Annotated in this window: 19 protein-coding genes, 1 tRNA gene and 1 pseudogene; 13 read left to right on the top strand and 8 right to left on the bottom strand. The window is 72.6% G+C overall.

Annotated features, from left to right (window positions below; genetic code table 11):
* Window positions 1–243: a hypothetical protein gene (locus Pdca_RS37750; RefSeq protein ID WP_307724068.1), complete on the top strand. Its 243-nt coding sequence runs from the start codon at window positions 1–3 to the stop codon at window positions 241–243.
* Between the two features lie 62 nt (window positions 244–305).
* Here Pdca_RS37750 and Pdca_RS37755 read toward each other — a convergent pair.
* Window positions 306–425, bottom strand: a pseudogene (locus Pdca_RS37755) (FmdB family zinc ribbon protein); the annotation flags it as partial.
* 66 nt (window positions 426–491) lie between these two features.
* On the bottom strand, window positions 492–1,142 hold the full coding sequence (locus Pdca_RS04555; protein ID WP_232021414.1) for a 5-formyltetrahydrofolate cyclo-ligase: 651 nt from the start codon (window positions 1,140–1,142) through the stop codon (window positions 492–494).
* A gap of 36 nt (window positions 1,143–1,178) precedes the next feature.
* Here Pdca_RS04555 and Pdca_RS04560 point away from each other — a divergent pair, with 36 nt between their 5' ends.
* From Pdca_RS04560 to Pdca_RS35195, 7 genes are all read left to right on the top strand, one after another.
* Complete coding sequence (locus Pdca_RS04560; protein WP_085915974.1) at window positions 1,179–2,081, top strand: UTP--glucose-1-phosphate uridylyltransferase; 903 nt, start codon at window positions 1,179–1,181, stop codon at window positions 2,079–2,081.
* 5 nt (window positions 2,082–2,086) lie between these two features.
* Window positions 2,087–3,307: a molybdotransferase-like divisome protein Glp gene (gene glp / locus Pdca_RS04565; RefSeq protein ID WP_085915973.1), complete on the top strand. Its 1,221-nt coding sequence runs from the start codon at window positions 2,087–2,089 to the stop codon at window positions 3,305–3,307.
* A gap of 20 nt (window positions 3,308–3,327) precedes the next feature.
* On the top strand, window positions 3,328–3,978 hold the full coding sequence (locus Pdca_RS04570) for a GNAT family N-acetyltransferase (protein ID WP_269462836.1): 651 nt from the start codon (window positions 3,328–3,330) through the stop codon (window positions 3,976–3,978).
* Between the two features lie 179 nt (window positions 3,979–4,157).
* A complete protein-coding gene (gene sepX / locus Pdca_RS04575; protein WP_085915971.1) occupies window positions 4,158–5,537 on the top strand; it encodes a divisome protein SepX/GlpR in 1,380 nt (459 codons plus the stop codon).
* A gap of 44 nt (window positions 5,538–5,581) precedes the next feature.
* Window positions 5,582–5,657 (top strand) — tRNA-Ala (locus tag Pdca_RS04580).
* 297 nt (window positions 5,658–5,954) lie between these two features.
* Window positions 5,955–6,836 carry an NUDIX domain-containing protein gene (locus Pdca_RS04585; protein WP_232021623.1) on the top strand — a complete coding sequence of 294 codons (882 nt, stop codon included), beginning with the start codon at window positions 5,955–5,957 and terminating at the stop codon, window positions 6,834–6,836.
* A 213-nt stretch (window positions 6,837–7,049) separates the two neighbouring features.
* Window positions 7,050–7,253 (top strand): hypothetical protein, encoded by a 204-nt coding sequence (locus Pdca_RS35195; protein ID WP_141287000.1) that lies wholly within the window; start codon window positions 7,050–7,052, stop codon window positions 7,251–7,253.
* Between the two features lie 18 nt (window positions 7,254–7,271).
* Here the strand turns inward: Pdca_RS35195 and Pdca_RS04590 are convergent, their stop codons facing one another.
* Window positions 7,272–8,066, bottom strand: coding sequence for a transposase family protein (locus Pdca_RS04590; RefSeq protein WP_125911261.1), 795 nt, complete (start codon window positions 8,064–8,066; stop codon window positions 7,272–7,274).
* Between the two features lie 856 nt (window positions 8,067–8,922).
* Entirely contained in the window at window positions 8,923–9,591 is a 669-nt protein-coding gene (locus tag Pdca_RS04595; RefSeq protein WP_197719921.1) for a type IV toxin-antitoxin system AbiEi family antitoxin domain-containing protein, read from the bottom strand.
* Between the two features lie 225 nt (window positions 9,592–9,816).
* Between Pdca_RS04595 and Pdca_RS04600 the strand changes: the two genes are divergently transcribed.
* The 4 genes from Pdca_RS04600 to Pdca_RS04615 all read left to right on the top strand — a co-directional run bounded on the left by Pdca_RS04600 (window position 9,817) and on the right by Pdca_RS04615 (window position 12,538).
* Window positions 9,817–10,434 (top strand): VOC family protein, encoded by a 618-nt coding sequence (locus Pdca_RS04600; protein WP_166665897.1) that lies wholly within the window; start codon window positions 9,817–9,819, stop codon window positions 10,432–10,434.
* 4 nt (window positions 10,435–10,438) lie between these two features.
* Window positions 10,439–10,618, top strand: a complete 180-nt coding sequence (locus tag Pdca_RS04605) for a hypothetical protein (protein ID WP_085914759.1) — start codon at window positions 10,439–10,441, stop codon at window positions 10,616–10,618.
* A 284-nt stretch (window positions 10,619–10,902) separates the two neighbouring features.
* The gene (locus Pdca_RS37760; protein WP_232021415.1) at window positions 10,903–11,751 is read left to right on the top strand and encodes a DUF3761 domain-containing protein; all 849 of its coding nucleotides are present in this window, start codon (window positions 10,903–10,905) and stop codon (window positions 11,749–11,751) included.
* Between the two features lie 169 nt (window positions 11,752–11,920).
* Window positions 11,921–12,538, top strand: coding sequence for a DUF5701 family protein (locus tag Pdca_RS04615; RefSeq protein WP_085914758.1), 618 nt, complete (start codon window positions 11,921–11,923; stop codon window positions 12,536–12,538).
* A 40-nt stretch (window positions 12,539–12,578) separates the two neighbouring features.
* Here the strand turns inward: Pdca_RS04615 and Pdca_RS04620 are convergent, their stop codons facing one another.
* The 3 genes from Pdca_RS04620 to Pdca_RS04630 all read right to left on the bottom strand — a co-directional run bounded on the left by Pdca_RS04620 (window position 12,579) and on the right by Pdca_RS04630 (window position 15,788).
* A complete protein-coding gene (locus tag Pdca_RS04620) occupies window positions 12,579–13,529 on the bottom strand; it encodes a CopD family protein (protein ID WP_085914757.1) in 951 nt (316 codons plus the stop codon).
* Window positions 13,530–13,546: 17 nt separating this feature from the next.
* Window positions 13,547–14,119, bottom strand: a complete 573-nt coding sequence (locus tag Pdca_RS04625; RefSeq protein ID WP_085914773.1) for a copper resistance CopC family protein — start codon at window positions 14,117–14,119, stop codon at window positions 13,547–13,549.
* A gap of 73 nt (window positions 14,120–14,192) precedes the next feature.
* Window positions 14,193–15,788 (bottom strand): dolichyl-phosphate-mannose--protein mannosyltransferase, encoded by a 1,596-nt coding sequence (locus Pdca_RS04630; RefSeq protein ID WP_166665898.1) that lies wholly within the window; start codon window positions 15,786–15,788, stop codon window positions 14,193–14,195.
* Window positions 15,789–15,812: 24 nt separating this feature from the next.
* On the opposite strand from Pdca_RS04630, the gene rsmI reads away from it, so the two are divergent.
* Window positions 15,813–16,670: a 16S rRNA (cytidine(1402)-2'-O)-methyltransferase gene (gene rsmI / locus Pdca_RS04635; RefSeq protein ID WP_085914756.1), complete on the top strand. Its 858-nt coding sequence runs from the start codon at window positions 15,813–15,815 to the stop codon at window positions 16,668–16,670.
* Window positions 16,671–16,770: 100 nt separating this feature from the next.
* On the opposite strand, the gene Pdca_RS04640 is transcribed toward rsmI, so the two are convergent.
* Window positions 16,771–17,946 (bottom strand): cation:proton antiporter, encoded by a 1,176-nt coding sequence (locus tag Pdca_RS04640; protein ID WP_085914755.1) that lies wholly within the window; start codon window positions 17,944–17,946, stop codon window positions 16,771–16,773.
* Window positions 17,947–17,951 lie beyond the last annotated feature (5 nt).

Here is a 17,951-nt window from a genome sequence, read left to right on the forward strand (position 1 = left end):
GTGGACAACTCTCCCGATCAGGAGGTGGCGGCGGCCTTCGAGGAGGACGACGAGGAGGAGCTCTCCGACTTCGACGACTTCGACGACGAGTCGGACGACGAGGACGAGGACGAGTCGGAGGACGACGACTTCTCCGACGACGATCCGGCCGACGACTTGTCCGACGAGGAGGAGTCGGACGAGGACGAGGTCTCCGAGGAGCCGTTGCCGCTCACCGAGCCCGAACGCGAGTCGGTGCGGTAGAAGCCGCTGCCCTTGAACACGATGCCGACCGAGGAGAAGACCTTGCGCAGCTTGCCGGCGCAGTTCGGGCACTCGGAGAGAGCGTCGTCGGAGAACGCCTGGACCGCCTCGAAGCGGTGGTCACACGCTGTGCATGCGTACTGGTAGGTCGGCACAACATCCTCCGGGACGACGGTTGGCACTCCAAGACGGCGAGTGCCAGCATACTCTGCGGCCGCCGGGACTCCGACCCGTCCGTCCGTCGAGGGTCACCGATCGGGCGAGACCTGCACCACGCCGGCACCGGGGAGCACCACGAGCCCGACCGGGATGTCGTGCGGCTCGGCCGGGACCGCGTCGAGCAGTTCGCCGTCGTGCAGCACGGCGATCCCGGCGCCCTCGGCCACCCTCGGCAGCGTGCGGTCGTAGTAGCCGCCGCCACGGCCGAGCCGCCGCCCGCTCCGGTCCACCGCCAGCGCCGGGACCAGGACCAGCGCTGCCGAGGCCACGGCGTCGGGGCCCGATCGCGGACCGGCCGGCTGCCGGGTCCCGAACGGGCCGTCGACCAGCCCGTCCGGACCGGTGTAGCGGGCCCAGTCCAGCGGCCCGGGTTCGTCCGGAACGACCGGGACGAGCACCTCGTGCCCGGCGGCGAGCAGTGCGTCCGGGAGCGCCGGAACATCCCCGGCCGCGGCACCGGGCTCACCGCCGATCGGCAGATAGCAGGCGACCGGACCGGGCGTGCCGGATGCGAGCGAGATCACATGCCGGCTCAGCGATGCGGTGGCCGCGGCCCGGTCCTCGGCGGACCGGTTCCTGCGTGCGGCCAGCAGCGTGCGGCGCAGCGTCTGTTTGCCGTCACCGGGTCCCCCGCCCTGATCAGGGGACGATCCGTCGGTTGTCTCCGCGCGAGCCGTCACGGCTCCAGGGTAGGGCTGTGGCTAGGCTCGCCGACCATGAGCGCGCAGACCACCAGAACGGCCGGGGCGTTCCGCACCGCCGTGGTCCCCGCGGCCGGTCTCGGAACGCGGTTCCTGCCGACCACGAAGGCGGTGCCGAAGGAACTGCTCCCCGTCGTCGACACCCCGGGCATCGAACTCGTCGCCGCCGAGGCAGCGCAGGCGGGCGCCGAGCGGCTGCTGATCGTGACCTCACCGGGCAAGGACTCGGTCGCCGCGTACTTCCGTGAGGACGGCGATCTGGTCAAGACCCTGGAGGAGCGGGGCAAGGGCGAGCTGGCCGAACGGGTCCGCCGCGCACCCGGGCTGCTCGAGGTCGAGTCGGTGTACCAGCACGAGCCGAAAGGGCTCGGGCACGCGGTAGCCCAGGCCGGCCCGGCGCTGGCCGACGACGAGCAGGCCGTCGCGGTGCTGCTCCCGGACGACCTGGTCCTGCCGACCGGCGTGCTGGCCACGATGGCGGCGGTCCGGGCCGAGTACGGCGGCAGCGTGCTCTGCGCGGTCGACGTGCCACGCGAGGAGATCTCCGCCTACGGCGTGTTCGAGGTCTCCGAGACCGGTGACGACGACGTCAAGCGCGTGCACGGCATGGTCGAGAAGCCCTCGGCCGACGAGGCACCCTCCACCTTCGCTGCGGCGGGCCGCTACCTCCTGGACCGGGCGGTGTTCGACGCACTCGACCGGATCACCCCCGGGGCGGGCGGCGAGCTCCAGCTGACCGACGCCGTCGCGCTGATGATCTCCGAGGGGCATCCGGTGCACGTGGTCGTGCACCGCGGCGGACGGCACGACCTGGGCAACCCGGCCGGTTACGTGCGCGCCTACGTCGACTTCATGCTGCTCCACCCCGAGTACGGCGCGAGCCTGCGCGGCTGGCTGACCGACCGACTGAAGGACTGAGCGGCGTGCGCACGGTCGAGGAGCACCTCACCCGGATCCTGGACGTGGCCGTGCGGCCCGCCCCGGTGCGGGTCGCGATCGCGGACGCGCAGGGGCTGCGCAGTGCCGAGGAGGTCGTCACCGGACGTCCGCTCCCGGTGTTCGACCAGGCGGCGATCGACGGCTATGCGGTCCGCAGCGTCGACGTCGCCGGTGCGACCGAGGCGAGCCCGGTCACCGTCCCGGTGGTCGGCGAGATCGCCGCCGGATCCCGGCAGCCGCTGCGGCTGCAGCCCGGCCAGGCCGTCCGGGTGGCGGCCGGCGCGCCGCTGCCCACCCTCGCCGACGCCGTCGCGCCGGTGGCGTGGACCGACTCCGGCGCGGCCCGGCTGACGGTGCACCGCAGCGTGCCCTCCGCCGGTTTCGTGCGCCGGGTCGGTGAGGACGTGCAGTCCGGTGACGTCGCCGTCCGGGAGGGCGACATCGTCGGGTCCGCGCAGGTCGCGATGCTCGCCGCGGCCGGTCGGGACAAGCTGCTGGTGCACCCGCGGCCGCGGGTGTCGATCGTGTCGGTCGGCGACGAGCTGGTCGAGGTGAGCCGGTCGGCGTCGTCCGGCCAGGTCGCCGACGTCTGCTCGCACGCGCTCACCGCCGCCGCCCGGGAGGCCGGTGCCGAGACCAACCGCGCACGGACGGTCGGCGGCAGCGCCGACGAGATCCGCGGCGCCGTCGAGGACCTGCTGCCCGCCAGCGAGATCATCGTGGTGTGCGGAGCCGGTGGCGGGACGGCCGCCGCGGAGGCGCGCAGCGCGCTCGCCGACCTCGGCGGGATCGACGACACCCGGATCGCGGTGCACCCGGGATCCGCGCAGGGCTACGGACGGCTCGGCCCGGACGCGGTACCGGTCTTCCTGTTCCCGCCGCACCCGGCGACGGCGCTGGTGCTGTTCGAGGTGTTCGTGCGGCCGCTGGTCCGGCTCGCGCTGGGCCAGGAGGCCCGGCGCCGGACCTGGACCGCACGCCTGACCTCGCCGCTGGTCTCGCCTGCCGGGCGACGCTCCTACGTCCCCGCGCGGCTGTTGCGCGACGACGCGGGCGGCGAGTTGCTCGCCCAGCCGCTCGGTGGATCGGGGAACCACCTGCTCGCGGTGCTCGCCGAGGTCAACGCACTGGCGGTCGTCCCGGAGGACGTCACCGAGATGACGGTGGGGGAGCAGGTCGAGCTCGTCCCCCGCGGCCGCGGCTGACCGGGGTGCCCCCCACGGCGGTGCCGGAGCCACCGGGCAGCCACCCCGGGTGGCCCGCCCGGCTCGGCCCGCTGCGGGTACGCGACCACGAGGTCCGGCTGCGTCCGGTGCGGCTGCGCGACGGCCGCGAGTGGGCCCGGATCCGGCAGCGTGACGAGGCCTACCTGCGCCCGTGGGAGCCCACCACGCACGGTGGCTGGGCCCGCCGGAACTCGTCGTTCGAGTGGCCGGGCCGCTGGTACCTGCTGCGCTCGTCGGCCCGCCGGGGGCTGTCGCTGCCGTTCGCGATCACCGTCGACGGTGTGCTCGCGGGCCACGTGATGGTCGGGAACATCGTGCGTGAGCCGCTGCTCTCGGCCTACGTCGGTTACTGGTGCGACTCGCGGTTCGCCCGCCGGGGGATCACGACGGCCGCGGTCGCGATGGTGCTCGACCACTGCTTCGGGTCGGTCCGGCTGCACCGGGTGGAAGCGACCGTCCGACCGGAGAACGTGGCCAGCATCACCGTGCTGTGCAAGCTCGGTTTCCGGCGCGAGGGGCTGCTGCTGCGCTATCTCGACGTCGACGGCGGATGGCGCGACCACTACGCCTATGCCATGACCGTGGAGGAACGCCCGGTCGGCGGTTTCGCGGCGAAGCTGATCCGGGACGGCCGGGCGGCCCGCGCCTGATTCGTCACCCTCCGGAGTCACTGGCGTACCGCTCGTCCCTCACGTTCTGCCGTCCGTCCGGGGGACCACGGCGCGTCGCGGCCGGGGGCGGCACCGTTCGCCGATTACGGTGATCCTCGGTGGACGGGATCGGGGCCCGGCCATCGGGTGGACTGCGCCGGTCGGGGAGGAGGCAGCCCGTGCCCAGCTCTCTGATCTTCGTTGGTCTGGTCGTGCTGTGGCTGCTCATCCTGGTGCCGACCGTCGCCCGGCGTCAGCAGGAGGTGGCCCGGCTCAGCCCGGCGCTGCTGTCCGGTCGGGTGCTGGAACGCCCGATGCGGCATCGATACCCGGAGGTACTGGTGATGGAGCGATCCGGTCCGAGCACCGTAGGTGAGCTGGTGCAGAGCAGGGACGGCGTTCCCGGCCCGCGCACCGACGGCTACGACGATGCACACGGCGGCGATCACGACCGCGGAGACCGCGAGCACGGTGACTACGGACGTGGTGACTACGACCGTGGCGACTACGGACGTGGTGACCACGACTACGACGACGGCCTCGACGCGGAGATCGACGACGACGGCCGCGTGCACGGCCTGGAGGACGACCACCTCGACGCCGAGCACGCCGAGCACGATGGCTACGACGAGTACGCCGAGTACACCGACGGCGCCGAGCGTGACGACGCCGAGCGTGACGGCGGCCGTGCCGCGGACCGGGAGCGCGACCCCCGGACCGCCGAGCCGGCCGCCGTCGGTGACGGTGACGAGCCCGGTGACGCCGATCCCGCCGACGACCGGTTCGCCGCGGACCGATTCGGCGACGACCGGTTAGTAGACGACCGGTTCACCGACGACGACGCCGAGACCGATCGTGACGAGATGCTCGAACCGGACGCAACCGGCATCGGTTATCCGGACGACGAGGACGCGAACCACGCGCCGTCCCGGTACCGCCCCGGCCGCGGTGGTTTCGATCCCGAGGCCGCCGCCGCGGCCGCGCACGCCAAGTACACGTTCCGTCAGCGCGTGGTGCTCGCGCTGCTCGTGCTGCTGGTCGTGGCGGGTGTCACCGCGCTGCTGGTGTCCACCGTGTTCTGGTGGGTCGCCGGCGTGCTGGGCGCCGGCCTGGTCGGCTACCTCACCTACCTGCGCCGGCAGGTCCGGATCGAGGAGGCCATCCGGGCCCGCCGCGCGGCCCGGCTCGCGGCTCCCCGCCGGGCCACGGCCGACGAGCCGGAGCCGCAGGCGCCCGGGCAGATCGACGACCCGGACACCGAGGCCGTGACCGCGGACGCCGAGCGGCCCGACAACGGTGACGACGACGTCGACTGGACCGCCGACGACGGCGAACCGACCCGGGTGCGCGGGACCGGACAGCCCCTCGGGGTCCTTCCGGCCCGCCGGCGCACCGTGGAGGGACCGGCCTCGACCGAGCACGAGTCGTCGCTCCCGAGGCTGGTCGCGGCCCCGCCGCCGCCGGTCCCGGACGGCACGTCGCTGGTCGACGTGGACGCCGAGGAGGAGCCGGACGTCCTCGACGACCCGACCCTGCACCGGCGTGCGGCGGGCGAATAGGGGTCTGTTAGTGTTCTTCAGGTCAGCCCGCGAGGGCGGGCCGCGGGGCTGTAGCGCAGTTGGTAGCGCGTCTCGTTCGCATCGAGAAGGTCAGGGGTTCGATTCCCCTCAGCTCCACCATAAATGTCTGATCCACACCCCGACCTCCAACAGAGGCCGGGGTGGTGTCGTTCATGCCCGAGCCGGTCGGTCCGTCTCGACCGTCAGCAGTCGATGGGGCCGGCATCGTCGTAGTGGGCCCGCATCAGGGCTGTGCGCTTGCGCCCGAGCTCGTCGAGGTCCCTCGGTCTCCTGTTCGCCCGGTCGGTGGGTCTTGCCGGAGTCGGCGCTCATCAGGGCTGGAATCCGACCCGGATGCTCGAGCACAGGTGCTAGCTGGTGAGGGTGGTGGAGCGAGGGTCTCGGCGGCACTTGGCGGTGCATCTGGATGGCGATGCTGCGCGTGCTGTCGATGAGTTGCGTTCGGTGTGGGATCCCGTGATGCGTGATGTGGTCCCGGCGCACGTCACGGTCGTATACCCGGAAGAGACGGTCGATGCCGAACTGTTGTTGGAGCGGGCGGCGCGCGCAGCCGACGAGATGCCGGCGTTTCCGATCCGGCTCGGAGCCTTCGGCTGTGCGGAGGGTCGAGGTGGGGTTTTCGTCATGGTCGAGGATTCCCGGGGCGGCTTGGAGGCGCTGAGGGATCGGCTGCTTCTTCCGCCCCAGAGATTCAGCGGGTACCCGTTCCACGCGACCGTCGCCCACCCCAGCACTGCACAGTCGTTGTCTGCGTGTTGGACGCAGCTGAGTGGCAGCGGCCTGGACGTGTCGTTCAGGGTGAGGGAGCTGCTGTGGACGGTGACCGATGCCTCCACGCGGACGGTGCTCGAACGGTTCGCCCTCACCGGCAGCTCGGCGTCCTCGCGGGTCGCGCTGGTGGGTGGGGTGCTCATGGACGGTGACCGGGTGCTGCTGGGGCTGAGGCATCCGGATCGTGTCTCGTTCCCCGGCGTGTGGGATGTTCCGGGCGGACACGTGGAACCGGGCGAATCTCCTCGCCGGGCCCTGCGTCGCGAACTGCGCGAGGAACTGGGCATCGAGGCCACCGTCGAGGAGCCCTGGAGCCGTCTGGCCGACGACGATCTGGGGATCGACCTGTCGCTGTGGCTCATCCGTCACTGGCACGGAGACATCAGAAACCTCGCCCCGCACGAGCATCAACAGCTCCGCTGGTTCACCGCGCGCGACCTCCTCGACTCCCTCCCCCTGGCGCACCCGACCTACGTGACTCTTCTCGGGGACGCACTCAGCATCTGATTCCCCGCCCGTGGGTCCTCGCGGGCTCCGTGGGCGTACGCCGTCCTGGAGACACTCACCGGGTGATCCAAGATCGCAGTCGTCGCAGGCATCCCACCCCGGACGTACCTCGTTGCGTCACTCCGACGGCGAGTCCTGCCGGGACGGCCAGGACCTCGGTCTGCCGGGACCGGGTCCCTGCGGACGCCATGGACGAAGGCGGGCAGGATCGAGGTGGCGCTGACGTATCCGGCGGAGAAGGTGATCCGGATGGCCGCCCCGGCGGCGATCGTCTGGCGAGCCAACGGCCTCACACGCAGGGGGAGACCAGGAATGCCGAGCACTCGAGTCTGGGGTCCGGTCATCCTGCAGGCGGCTGAGTCGCTCGTCGAGCACCAGATCAACCCGGGTAGTCAAGATCTGGTTGAGACCTACTGAACCCTTTCCAACTTGATCTCAGGCGGTCTGGATCAGCACCATCACCGCTTGGACCAGGGTCGTCGCGCGGCGCGGGCAGCTGCGGATCTTGCGGAGCACCTGCCACGACTTGAGCTGGGCGTTCGCTCGCTCCCCGGGACCGCGTTGACGGGCGTGTGCGGCGTTGACCTGCTTCTGCGCCCGCGACAGCTGCCGGTAGCGGCCGGTGTCGGGGTCGAGGCGGCGACGGCGCTGCGGGACCCGGATCGCCGAACCACCACCCTGGTACGCGGTATCGGCGACGACGTGGATCCCGGTGTCGTTGAGCGCGTCGATCAGGCCGTGTTCGCAGGCGGCGCCCATGTCGTGGCGGGCACCGGGCAGAGCTGGTGAGGCCCACACCAGCCGACCAGACGGGTCGGCGAGGACTTGGACGTTCACGCCGTGACGTTTGTGTTTGCCGGAGTAGAACGCCCGGTCATAGCCCGATCCCATGCCGACCCGATCGATCGCCAGCAGGGTGCCGTCCAGGATCACGAACGCCTTGCGCCGGGCGACATCGAGGGCCTCGTCGAGGGTCGGCGCGAGTGCGGCGAGGACGTCGATGCCCTCGTGGACGTAGCGGAACACCGTGGTGGTGCCGACACCGAATCCGCCCGCCAGCGCGGTGTAGGTCTCGCCCTTGTTCAGATGTGCCAGCACCAGCAGCGCCTGCTCGCCGGCGGTGAGTCGCCGCCATCGGCTTCCGAGGACGGTGCGGCGGTGGCGCAGCGCGTCGGCCAGGACCTGCAGGGCGCGGTTGGACACGGGCATCGACGACGGGTAGACAAGCACCCTGAAGCTCCTGGTTGGACGAGTTGATCTAGTCAATCGCCCGTCTACCAGGAGCTTCACCTACTTCAGCGATGCCGCGCCGCACGTGACCGATCCGACCTCAGCAGGTTGGAAAGAGCTCACTGGGATATCGTTCTCGCTAATAGTCACCAGTATGCAGTGGAAGATTTCACGGAGCGAGCGGACGAAGATCTCGACCAGACAGCTCATGCGCTTGGCCGGGTCCTCAGTCAGGGTTGGCTACGGGGTGACGGTATAGAATCGCCTCAGGCCGTCTTTACGGAATCCGTCGATGTGCGTCCGATCCATATCGTCAACCCCGTGAGCGACCTGCACGGCGACAAGCCCGAGGGGGCGCTCTGGACGTCCTCTTTCCTGCCCGACGGTAGCAGCGCATGGGCGCGCGGTGAAGGCAGTGAATTCAGTGGGCTGAACAGGCCGCTTCGGCGTTTTGCATTCGACGAAGTTGCGGCTGATGCAGTGTTTCTCATTCGCGATCCAGAGGACTACCGAGATCTTGTTACCGAGTATCCTCGCGAACTTCACGACGACCGCGTCGGGGTCGACTGGCGATGGGCGGCTGAAGACCTCGTTGCGGTGCGATTGACGGCTTCGGGACTTGCCCTGGCCCACCACCGTCGTGTCACGACGCCAGCGGGTATCGCTCGACTTACCGGGTGGGATGCCGAGTCCACTGCGTGGCTTCGCCTGCCGAGCAATGCAAGCTTGAGTGCTCGAATCGCAAGTTGGCGCCGCGCCGGGCTGATCAGATCCTGTGTCGGTGTACTCGCCCCGGTCTTCCCCGCTGCGGTGCGCGCCGCGGATTGGACGCGGCGGAACACCTCATCTCCGGCGGTCACGCCAGCACCTCCAGTGCGTGGAGGACTGGAGACTTCGCTCGAGGAAGGCGCGAGGCGATCTCCATCAGCCGGGCAGCCTTCCCGCCGCGGCGCAGCCACTCCTTCAACGCCTCCCGCGCCAGTTCGTACCCAACCTGGCTACGCAGGCGGAACGCGTCCGCGATGGATCGCTCGGGCGAGTGGATCCCGATCCTCTGATCCGTGCCCGAGATCGGGATCTCCTCCCGGCCGATGTCGAACGTGGCTCGGTCGAACTGGTGCCAGGCGATCGCACCCGTGGTCACCGGCGTACGTGAGCCGCGCGGGATCGCCACATCCAGCGCAGCAGGGATCGCATCGGTCAGGTCATGGTGAGCGAGCGCCGCCGTCAGACAGATCGTCGCCTCCGGGCGACGGGTCGAGGCCTCTGTCCGGTCCCAGTCCGCCGCCGGGGCATCCGCCGGCAGATAGATGCCGCGAGCGATCCGTTCGAGTCGCCCCTCGCGCGCCGCACGGTACAAGGCGCTGCGCGACAGCCCGGCTTGCTCAGCTGTGTCCGAGGGCTTCCGGGAGCGCCGGATGTGCTCGGCCTCCTCGATCGTCCCGGTGGTCACCGCCGCGACGTCGACGATGCGTTGGTGACCGCCGGCGCCGGGCCGCGTGCGTGAGCCGGGTTCAGCCGGCACCTGCGGCGCCGGAGTCTCCGCGCCGGGCGGGGGTGCCGTAGGGCTGCAGTACCTGCCTGACGTGGTCGGGATCGGGGACGCTCAACCGGTGTCGCGCCGCGGCCCGGCGCGAGCGTGCCTCGGCCAGGGCCGAACGAACCGGTCACGAATCGAGAAGCACGGGTCGTCGTGGCCCACCTAGCGTTGCCGTCACCGCAGGAAATCAGACGAACGAGGTGACGTGAGATGGGTACCAGCACCGTGACGGGGATCGATTCGGTGATCATCGAATCGGATGACGCGGCGAGCACGCAGCGGTTCGTGGACGAGGCCCTCGGGCTCGGGGACATCGTGAAGGTGCGCGCCTCGGACGAGCCGACGGCAGGGTTCCGGGGCTTCAGCCTCTCGTTGGTCTTCGAGCAGCCGGCCGATGTGGACCGCGTCGCGGCCGCCGCACTGGCGGGTGGTGCGACGCAGGTCAAGCCGGTGGCGAAGAGCTTCTGGGGATACGGCGGCTCGGTGCGCGCGCCGGACGGGACGGTCTGGACGCTCGCCTCGTCGTCGAAGAAGAACACCGCGGAGGTCACCGGGCGGGTCGCCCAGGTGGTGCTGTTGCTGGGAGTGTCCGACGTCCGCGTGACGAAGGCGTTCTACGACGGGGCCGGGCTCGCGATCGGCCGGAGCTTCGGTTCCAAGTACGTCGAGTTCGATACCCCGGGCGCAGCGGTGACGCTGGCGCTGCAGAGCCGTCGCGCCGTGGCGAAGAACGCCGGCGTCGACGCCGACGGAACGGGATCGCACCGGCTGCGCATCTCCGGTGGGCTGGGTCGGCTCACCGATCCCGACGGATTCACCTGGGAGTGACGAGATGTGCTGGCAGGCGGCCGCAGCGGCGCGAGCGGGCCGGCAGGGAGTGCCCTCCGGGACGAGGGCGGCCGACGACGGCGCCACGCCGCCCGCGGAGGAAACGGCTCCGGCGGACGAGCTGCTCGCCGATGCGGCGGCGGATCACGACGAGCTGCTCGCCGAGGTCGGACCCCAGCGGTAGATCCGTGATCGGCGGGGATCCCTGGTTCGGCCTCCTCTGCACGGAGTTGCCGATCTCACGGCCGGGACCGGGTTCGCTGCGGGGATCGGGTGGGCCCTGTCCGCCACCGGGCCATGCCCGCGGCGAGGGGGTCGCCCTCTCCGTCGGTCCGCGTCGTCCCGGGCAGCGGGATCCACAGAGTTGGGGAGTACCGGCGGTAACGGTGGCTACGGAGGAAACGGACGAAACGTCGCTGCCGATGCAGTGAGTGCGACACCGGACACGGTGCGTGACTCAACGAAACGGTGGCGACGGACGTGAACGGGCACCTGCACTCCGGCTGGCACGACGACTCCCCGACCGAGCGCCTTCCGGTGGTGGGAACCCGGGCGAAGCGCAATCGGCTCGCGACGACGGGCATCGTCCTCGTGCTGCTCGCGGCGGTCTCCACCCCGTTCTCGGCCACGGCGCCGTTCGGCGTTCTGTTCGCGTTCGCCGCCCTGTTCTGCGCCGCGATCGCCGTGTGGCGGAGCCGGGAGGGCCGGGTCCCGAATCGGGGCCGGGCGATGACCGCGCTCATCGCGGCGCCGGTGCTGCTCGTGCTCGCGGTGGCCATGACCCCGCCGGTCGATCGCGCGGCGAGCGAGCGGACCGCAGCCGCCACCGCCGAGGCCACCGAGGCGCGGGCGATCGCGGCGGTCGAGCAGGAACGGGCTGAGCAGGAACGGATCGAGCAGGCGCGCGTCGAACAGGAACGCGTCGAGCGGGAACGGGTCGAGCAGGAGCAGGCCGAACAGGCACGGGTCGCCGAGCAGCAGCGGGTCGAGCAGGAACGCGCCGAGCAGGCGCGGGTCGCGGAGCGGGAGCGGGTCGAGCAGGAACAGCAGGCGCGGGCCCGGGCCGACCAGCAGGCACCGCTTCGGGCGGCACCCGCCCCGCAGGCTCCGCCGCAGCGCCCGGCCCCCGCGGCTGCCCCCTCCTGCAACTCCTCGTCGCACTACATCAACTCCGACGGCAACTGCGTGCAGCGGCCGACCCAAGCCTCGAGTGCGCCGCCGGGGGCGACCGCGAAGTGCAAGAACGGCAGCTACAGCTTCAGCCAGAACCGGTCGGGGACCTGCTCGCGCAACGGGGGCGTCGCGCAGTGGCTGTGACGGGTGACCGCACGGACCGGGCGACGGCCACCCCGGCGACGGAATCGGCCCGGCCCCGCACCACGGCCCGGTCGATCCAGCACCGAGATCGGGCAAGGCCGTCCGGGAACAGTCCGGCCGGAGCGGGCGTTGCAGGTCTGCCCCGTCGCCCGGCCCCGGAGGTCTCCGCATGCCCGCACCCGTCCTGCCGCCCGTCACCGACCAGGCCGAGCGGCTGATCTCGCTCGGCGCGACCGGAGCGTTCACCCCGGACGCCCTGCGCTCCGAGGCGGCGGCACTGCCGGACCGGCCCGGACTGCTCGTCGTCGGTGGATTGCGGCCATCGGAGCTGGCGCCGCTGATGCGCCGCGCGGACCGGCCGGGATTCGTGGTCGAGGACATGACCGACGTCGACGACTTCGCCCCGGTCGCCGAGGTGCCCGACGCCGCGGTCTGGTTGCTGGCCGACCCGGACCGCGGCGACCTGCTGGCGAACGCCTCACCCGCCGAGGCCGACGCCCGGTTCACCCAGGACGGGCGGACCCCGATGCTGCTCACCGAAGGTGTCCAGTGGGTGCTGCAGGCGCCCGAGGTGCTGGAACGCAACTCCTGCTTCATGACGATCGGGTCCAGGGTGCGCAGACCGTCCGGCCGGTTCGACGCCCGCACCCCGGCCGTCTGGATCTCCGGTGGCACCGGACGCGACGGCCGCGAACGCAAGGACGCGGCGAAGGTCGGCTGGTGCTGGTGGAACAACCGGCACACCTGGCTGGGCTTCGGCTCCGGCAGCGCACGCCTCGCCGGCTGACCGGGATCCCGGCCCACATCGCCTGCCCGGCCGGTCCGGGTCAGGCGGTGCGGGTGAGGGTCGCCGCGACGCCGACCGCGGCGAGCAGCAGCACGATCTCCATCCCCGCCCAGGCGAGCACCGGCACCCGGCCGGCGCGCAGCCGTCGCCGGGTGAGGCCGCCGAGCGCGGCCGCACCGGCCAGCAACACGATCTTCACCAGCACCAGGGCACCGTAGGCACCGCCGACGAGCTCAGCCGGGGAGCCCAGCCGCGCCGTCGCGGCGAGCAGCCCGGAGACCGCCAGCACCCCGACGCTCCATCCGGCCAGCCGGGAGAACCGGGGCAGCGCGTCCGCCAGCAGCACCGGGTCGCGGGCGAGCACCAGCACCGCACCGAGCCCGCCGACCCACAGCAGCGCCGCGGCCACGTGCAGCACCACGCCGGGGACGGCGATCACCGCGTTCGCCGACGCGGCCGCGTGTCCGAACGCCGGAGGTGCGGCCGCCCCGGCGACCGCGATGACCAGCACCAGCACCGCCGGACCGGCGCCGTGGCCGGAGCCGGCCGGGAGCCCGGCGGCACAGCCGAGCAGCAGCAGCGTGGCCGTCCCGGCCACGATCAGGCCGGTCCCGGCGGCCGGGCCGGTCAGGTAGCCGACGACGTCGGCGGGGCGCACCGTCGCCGGCGACTCCCCGGCCATGATCGAACTCCGGACGACCGCCTCCACCAGCAGGACCGCGAACCAGGCCGGTACGGCGGCGATCAGCATCCGGCCCGCGCCGGGGACCCGCCCCGGCGCCAGGATCATGGCGAGTGCCGCCCCGGCGACGAGCAGCGCTGCCAGATCGGCGCCGCCCCGCACGACGGTCGCGGCGAGACCGAGCGGGACCGAGTCGGCTGCGATGCCGCCGCTCGCCCCGGCCGCGACCACGGCGGCACCCAGTGCGATCGCGCACCAGCCCGTGACGACGGCCGGTCCGGCGTCGTGCCGTGCGGTGTCGCCGGTCATGGCGTCGCCGGTCGGGATCAACCCGGACGGCGGCGCAGCGCGAGCGCCACCCCACCCCCGAGCACGACGACGGCGAGCAGCACCCACGGCCAGACCGGGGCGCCGCCCGCGCCGTCGTCGGCACCCTCGGCGGCCGCCGGTGCCGGTGTCGCGGGCGGGACGGCGGACGGGGCCGGCGCGCTGTTCGCCGCCGCACCGGCCGGTCCGGGCCGGGTCAGGGTGAAGGGGACCGTGCCGGCGACCGGATGGCCGTCGTCGGACACGACCCGGTACTCGATCGTGTAGGTGCCGGCCACACCCAGCGGCTCGAGCGGCACGGTCAGGGTGCCGGCGTCCTCGGTGGCGGGGCCCCCGACACGGTCGGCGCCGTCCGGGCCGCGCACGGTGATCTCGGCGGTGCCCGCGGACACGTCCTCGGAGAAGGTCAGGGAGATCTCGGACGGTGCCTGCGCTACCTCGGCGTTCTCGGCGGGGGTGCTGGACTCGAGCTCGGTGTGCGCCCACGCGGGCGCCGCGCCGAGCAGCAGCGCGACCAGGACCACGGGCAGGACGAGGGTGACCCGGCGGATCGGGGAGGGTACGGGTATCACCGGGAAGGAGTCGGCCGTCGCCGGCGCCCGGTTCCCCGGGGTGGCCCGGGTCACCCGTCCGGCGCAGCCCGGGTCAGCGCCACGACGGCAGCCACAGCTGCGCCTGCCAGTGCTCCGGGGTGATCGGATCGCCCACCAGGATCGGCCACAGCCACACGAAGTTGACCAGGATCAGCGCCACCCAGGCCGAGACCGCCAGCAGGCCGGTCCGGCGTCGTCGTTCGGACTGCCCCGCGTACCCGAGCAGCTGGCCCATCGCGAGCGTGGCCGCCAGCACCAGGAACGGCGCCACCGGCATCATGTAGAAGAAGTACATCTGCCGGTCGAGGTTCATGAACCACGGCAGGAATCCGGCGCCGTAGCCGACCAGCACGGCCGTCCAGCGCCAGTCCACCCGGGTGACCGCCCGCCACAGGCCCCACAGCAGGACCGGGATCGACGCCCACCACAGCGTCGGCGTGCCGATCAGCATCACCGCCGAGACGCACTCGGAGGCACCGCAGCCGGTGGCCTCGTCGGAGTAGCGGTAGAGCATCGGCCGCAGGCCCATCGGCCACGTCCACGGCTTGGACTCCCAGGGATGCTGCCCGGCGCTGCCGGTGGTCAGGTTCGCGTGGAACGCCAGCGCCTGACCGTGGTAGTACCAGAGCGACCGCAGCGCGTCCGGCACCCAGGCGAACGGCCCGCCGACGCCGATCTCGCGGCCCACCTGGTGCCGGTCGATCCCGGTCTCGCTGCCGAACCACGCCCACCAGGACGCGACGTAGGTGACGATCGGGACCAGCGCCAGCGCCCACAGGGCGGGGGCGAGGTCGCGCAGCACGGTGCCCGCCCACGGCCGGGCGACGCCGGCACGGCGGCGCAGCGACACGTCCCACAGCACGCAGAGCACGCCGAACGCGGCGACGTAGTAGGAGCCGCTCCACTTCACGCCGCAGGCCAGCCCGAGACAGACACCGGCGGCGAGCCGCCACCAGCGCACCCCCCAGCGTGGCCCGAACGGCGTATCCCCGACCCGGCCCTGCGCCACCACCCGGGCCATCCGGGCCCGTACGTCGTCCCGGTCGCAGAGCAGCGCGGTGAACCCGGCCACCACGAACAGTGCGGCGAACACGTCCAGCATGCCCATCCGGGACTGCACGTGGGACAGGCCGTCCACGATCAGCAGCAGCCCGGCCAGCCCGCCGAGCGCCGAGGACCGGGTGAGCCGCCGCCCGGCCCGCACGACGAGCAGCACGGTGAGTACCCCGGCCAGCGCGGCGGCCACCCGCCAGCCGACGCCGTCGTAGCCGAACACCATCTGGCCCAGCGCGATGAGGTGCTTACCCAGCGGTGGATGGACGATCTTCTCGTAGCCGGGGTTGTTCTCCACCCCGCCGTTGCGGACCATCTCCCAGGCCTGCGGCACGTAGTGCTTCTCGTCGAACACCGGGGTGCCCCGGTCGGTGGGCTGGCCCAGCTCGTAGAAGCGCAGCAGCGCGGCCAGCAGCACCACCCCGGCGGTGATCAGCCAGCCGCGCAGCCGGTCGGTGGCCGGCGGCGCGCCGAGCCGCGCGGCCGGACCGGGATCGGCACGGCGCAGCGGTGGGGGAGTGCCGCGGGGCGTCAGCCCCGGTTCGGGGGCCGCTCCCGCGACCCGGCTCCCGGGGTCGGCGGTCGAGGTGGCCACAGGGCCCGATCGTAGGGTGGTGCGATGTCCGCATCGACCGCTGCTCCCGGTGTCCTGGTCCTGGCCGCCACACCGCTGGGTGACCCGCGGGACGCGTCGGTCCGGCTGCGGGAGCTGATCGGCACCGCGGACGTGATCGCGGCCGAGGACACCCGCCGGTTCCGCACGCTCGCCGCGGCGCTCGGCGTCACCTACACGGGTAAGATCGTCAGCCACTACGACGCGGTGGAGAGCGAGCGGGCACCCGGCCTGCTGGCGGCCGTCCGGGACGGGGCGACCGTGCTGGTCGTGTCCGACGCCGGAATGCCCGCCGTGTCCGATCCCGGCTACCGGCTGGTCGCCGCGGCCGCCGCCGAGGACCTCCCGGTGACGTGCCTGCCCGGCCCGTCCGCGGTGACGACGGCGCTGGTCCTGTCCGGGCTGCCCGCCGAGCGGTTCTGCTTCGAGGGCTTCCCGCCGCGGCGGCCGGGGGAGCGGCGCCGCTGGCTGGAGACGCTGCGCGACGAACGCCGGGCCGTGGTCTTCTTCGAGTCGCCGCGGCGCACGGCAGACTTGTTGCGCGCGGCCGTCGAGGTGCTGGGGCCGGATCGACGGGCCGCGGTGTGCCGGGAGCTGACCAAGACCTACGAGCAGGTCCGGCGCGGCACCCTCGCGGAGCTGGCCGAGTGGGCGGCGAGCGGGGACGTGCTCGGCGAGGTGACGATGGTGCTGGCCGGCGCCGAAGCCGGGCAGGCGCCGCCGGTGGCGTCGCTGGTCGACGCCGTCCGGGAGCGGGTCGACGACGGTGAGCGGCTGAAGGACGCCGTCGCCGCCGTCGCCGAGGCGGCCGGGGTGCCGAAGCGGGACCTCTACAACGCGACCCTCGCGGCCCGCGACAGCTGACCGGCGCGACGCGACCGGCCCGACCCGACCGGCGCGGCCCGACCCGTGCGGCCTGAACGGCGCGGATCGGACCGGCGCGGCCCGACCGGGCCGGGCCGGATCAGACCGGGGTGGCGGGGCGGGTCGGGAACAGCCGCACCAGCGGCTCGACGTAGCGGGCCAGGATCGGCCCCACCATCGCCATGATCAGCACGTACCCGGTGGCCAGCGAGGACAGCTCGTCGGGCACCGCGGCGTACCCGACGGCCAAGCCGGCGATGACGATGGAGAACTCGCCCCGGGCGACCAGCGCCGCCCCGGCGCGGGCGCGGCCCATCCGCCCGATCCGGGCCCGGCGGGCCGCCCACCAACCGGTCGCGAACTTGGTGACGGTGGTCGACACGACCAGCACGAGCGCCCAGCCGAGCACCGGGGGGATCGTCGCCGGGTCGGTGGACAGCCCGAACACGACGAAGAACACGGCCGCGAAGAGGTCCCGCAGCGGTTCCAGGAGCCGGGTGGCGTTCTCCGCGGTGGAGCCGGAGATCGCGATCCCGAGCAGGAACGCACCGACCGCCGCCGAGACCTGCATCGCCTGCGCGAACCCGGCGACCAGCAGTGCGGCGCCGAGCACCTTGAGCAGGAAGACCTCCTGGTCGTCGGAGTCGACGACGGCGGAGACGTAGCGCCCGTAGCGCAGCGCGACGACCAGCACCACCGAGATCACCGCGACCGAGATCCCGACCGCGCCGATCCCGCCCCACAGCGTCACCCCGAGCAGCAGCGCGGTGAGGATCGGCAGGTAGAGGGCCATCACCAGGTCCTCGAACACCAGCACCGACAACACCACCGGGGTCTCCCGGTTACCCAGCCGCCCGAGATCGGACAGCACCTTGGCGACGATCCCGGACGACGAGATGTAGGTGACGCCGCCGAGCACCATCGCCCCGACCGGGCCCCAGCCGAGGATCAGCGCGACCGCCACGCCCGGCGCCGCGTTGAGCACGATGTCGACGATCCCGGCCAGCCAGGACCGGCGGAGCCCGGTGACCAGCTCGGCCGCCGAGTACTCCAGCCCGAGCAGCAACAACAGCAGGACGACGCCGACCTCACCGGCCAGCGAGGTGAAGTCACCGATGTCGCCGAGCGGCACGATTCCGCCGACGCCGAACGCGAGCCCGCCGACGAGGTACAGCGGGATGGGGGACAGTCCGATCCGGTGGGCGAGCCTGCCCAACAGGCCGAGGCCGAAGAAGACGGCGCCGAGTTCGAGCAGTTCGAGCGCGGTGTGGTCCAAGGCGG

This window comes from Pseudonocardia autotrophica, assembly GCF_003945385.1.
Classification (GTDB): Bacteria; Actinomycetota; Actinomycetes; order Mycobacteriales; family Pseudonocardiaceae; genus Pseudonocardia; species Pseudonocardia autotrophica.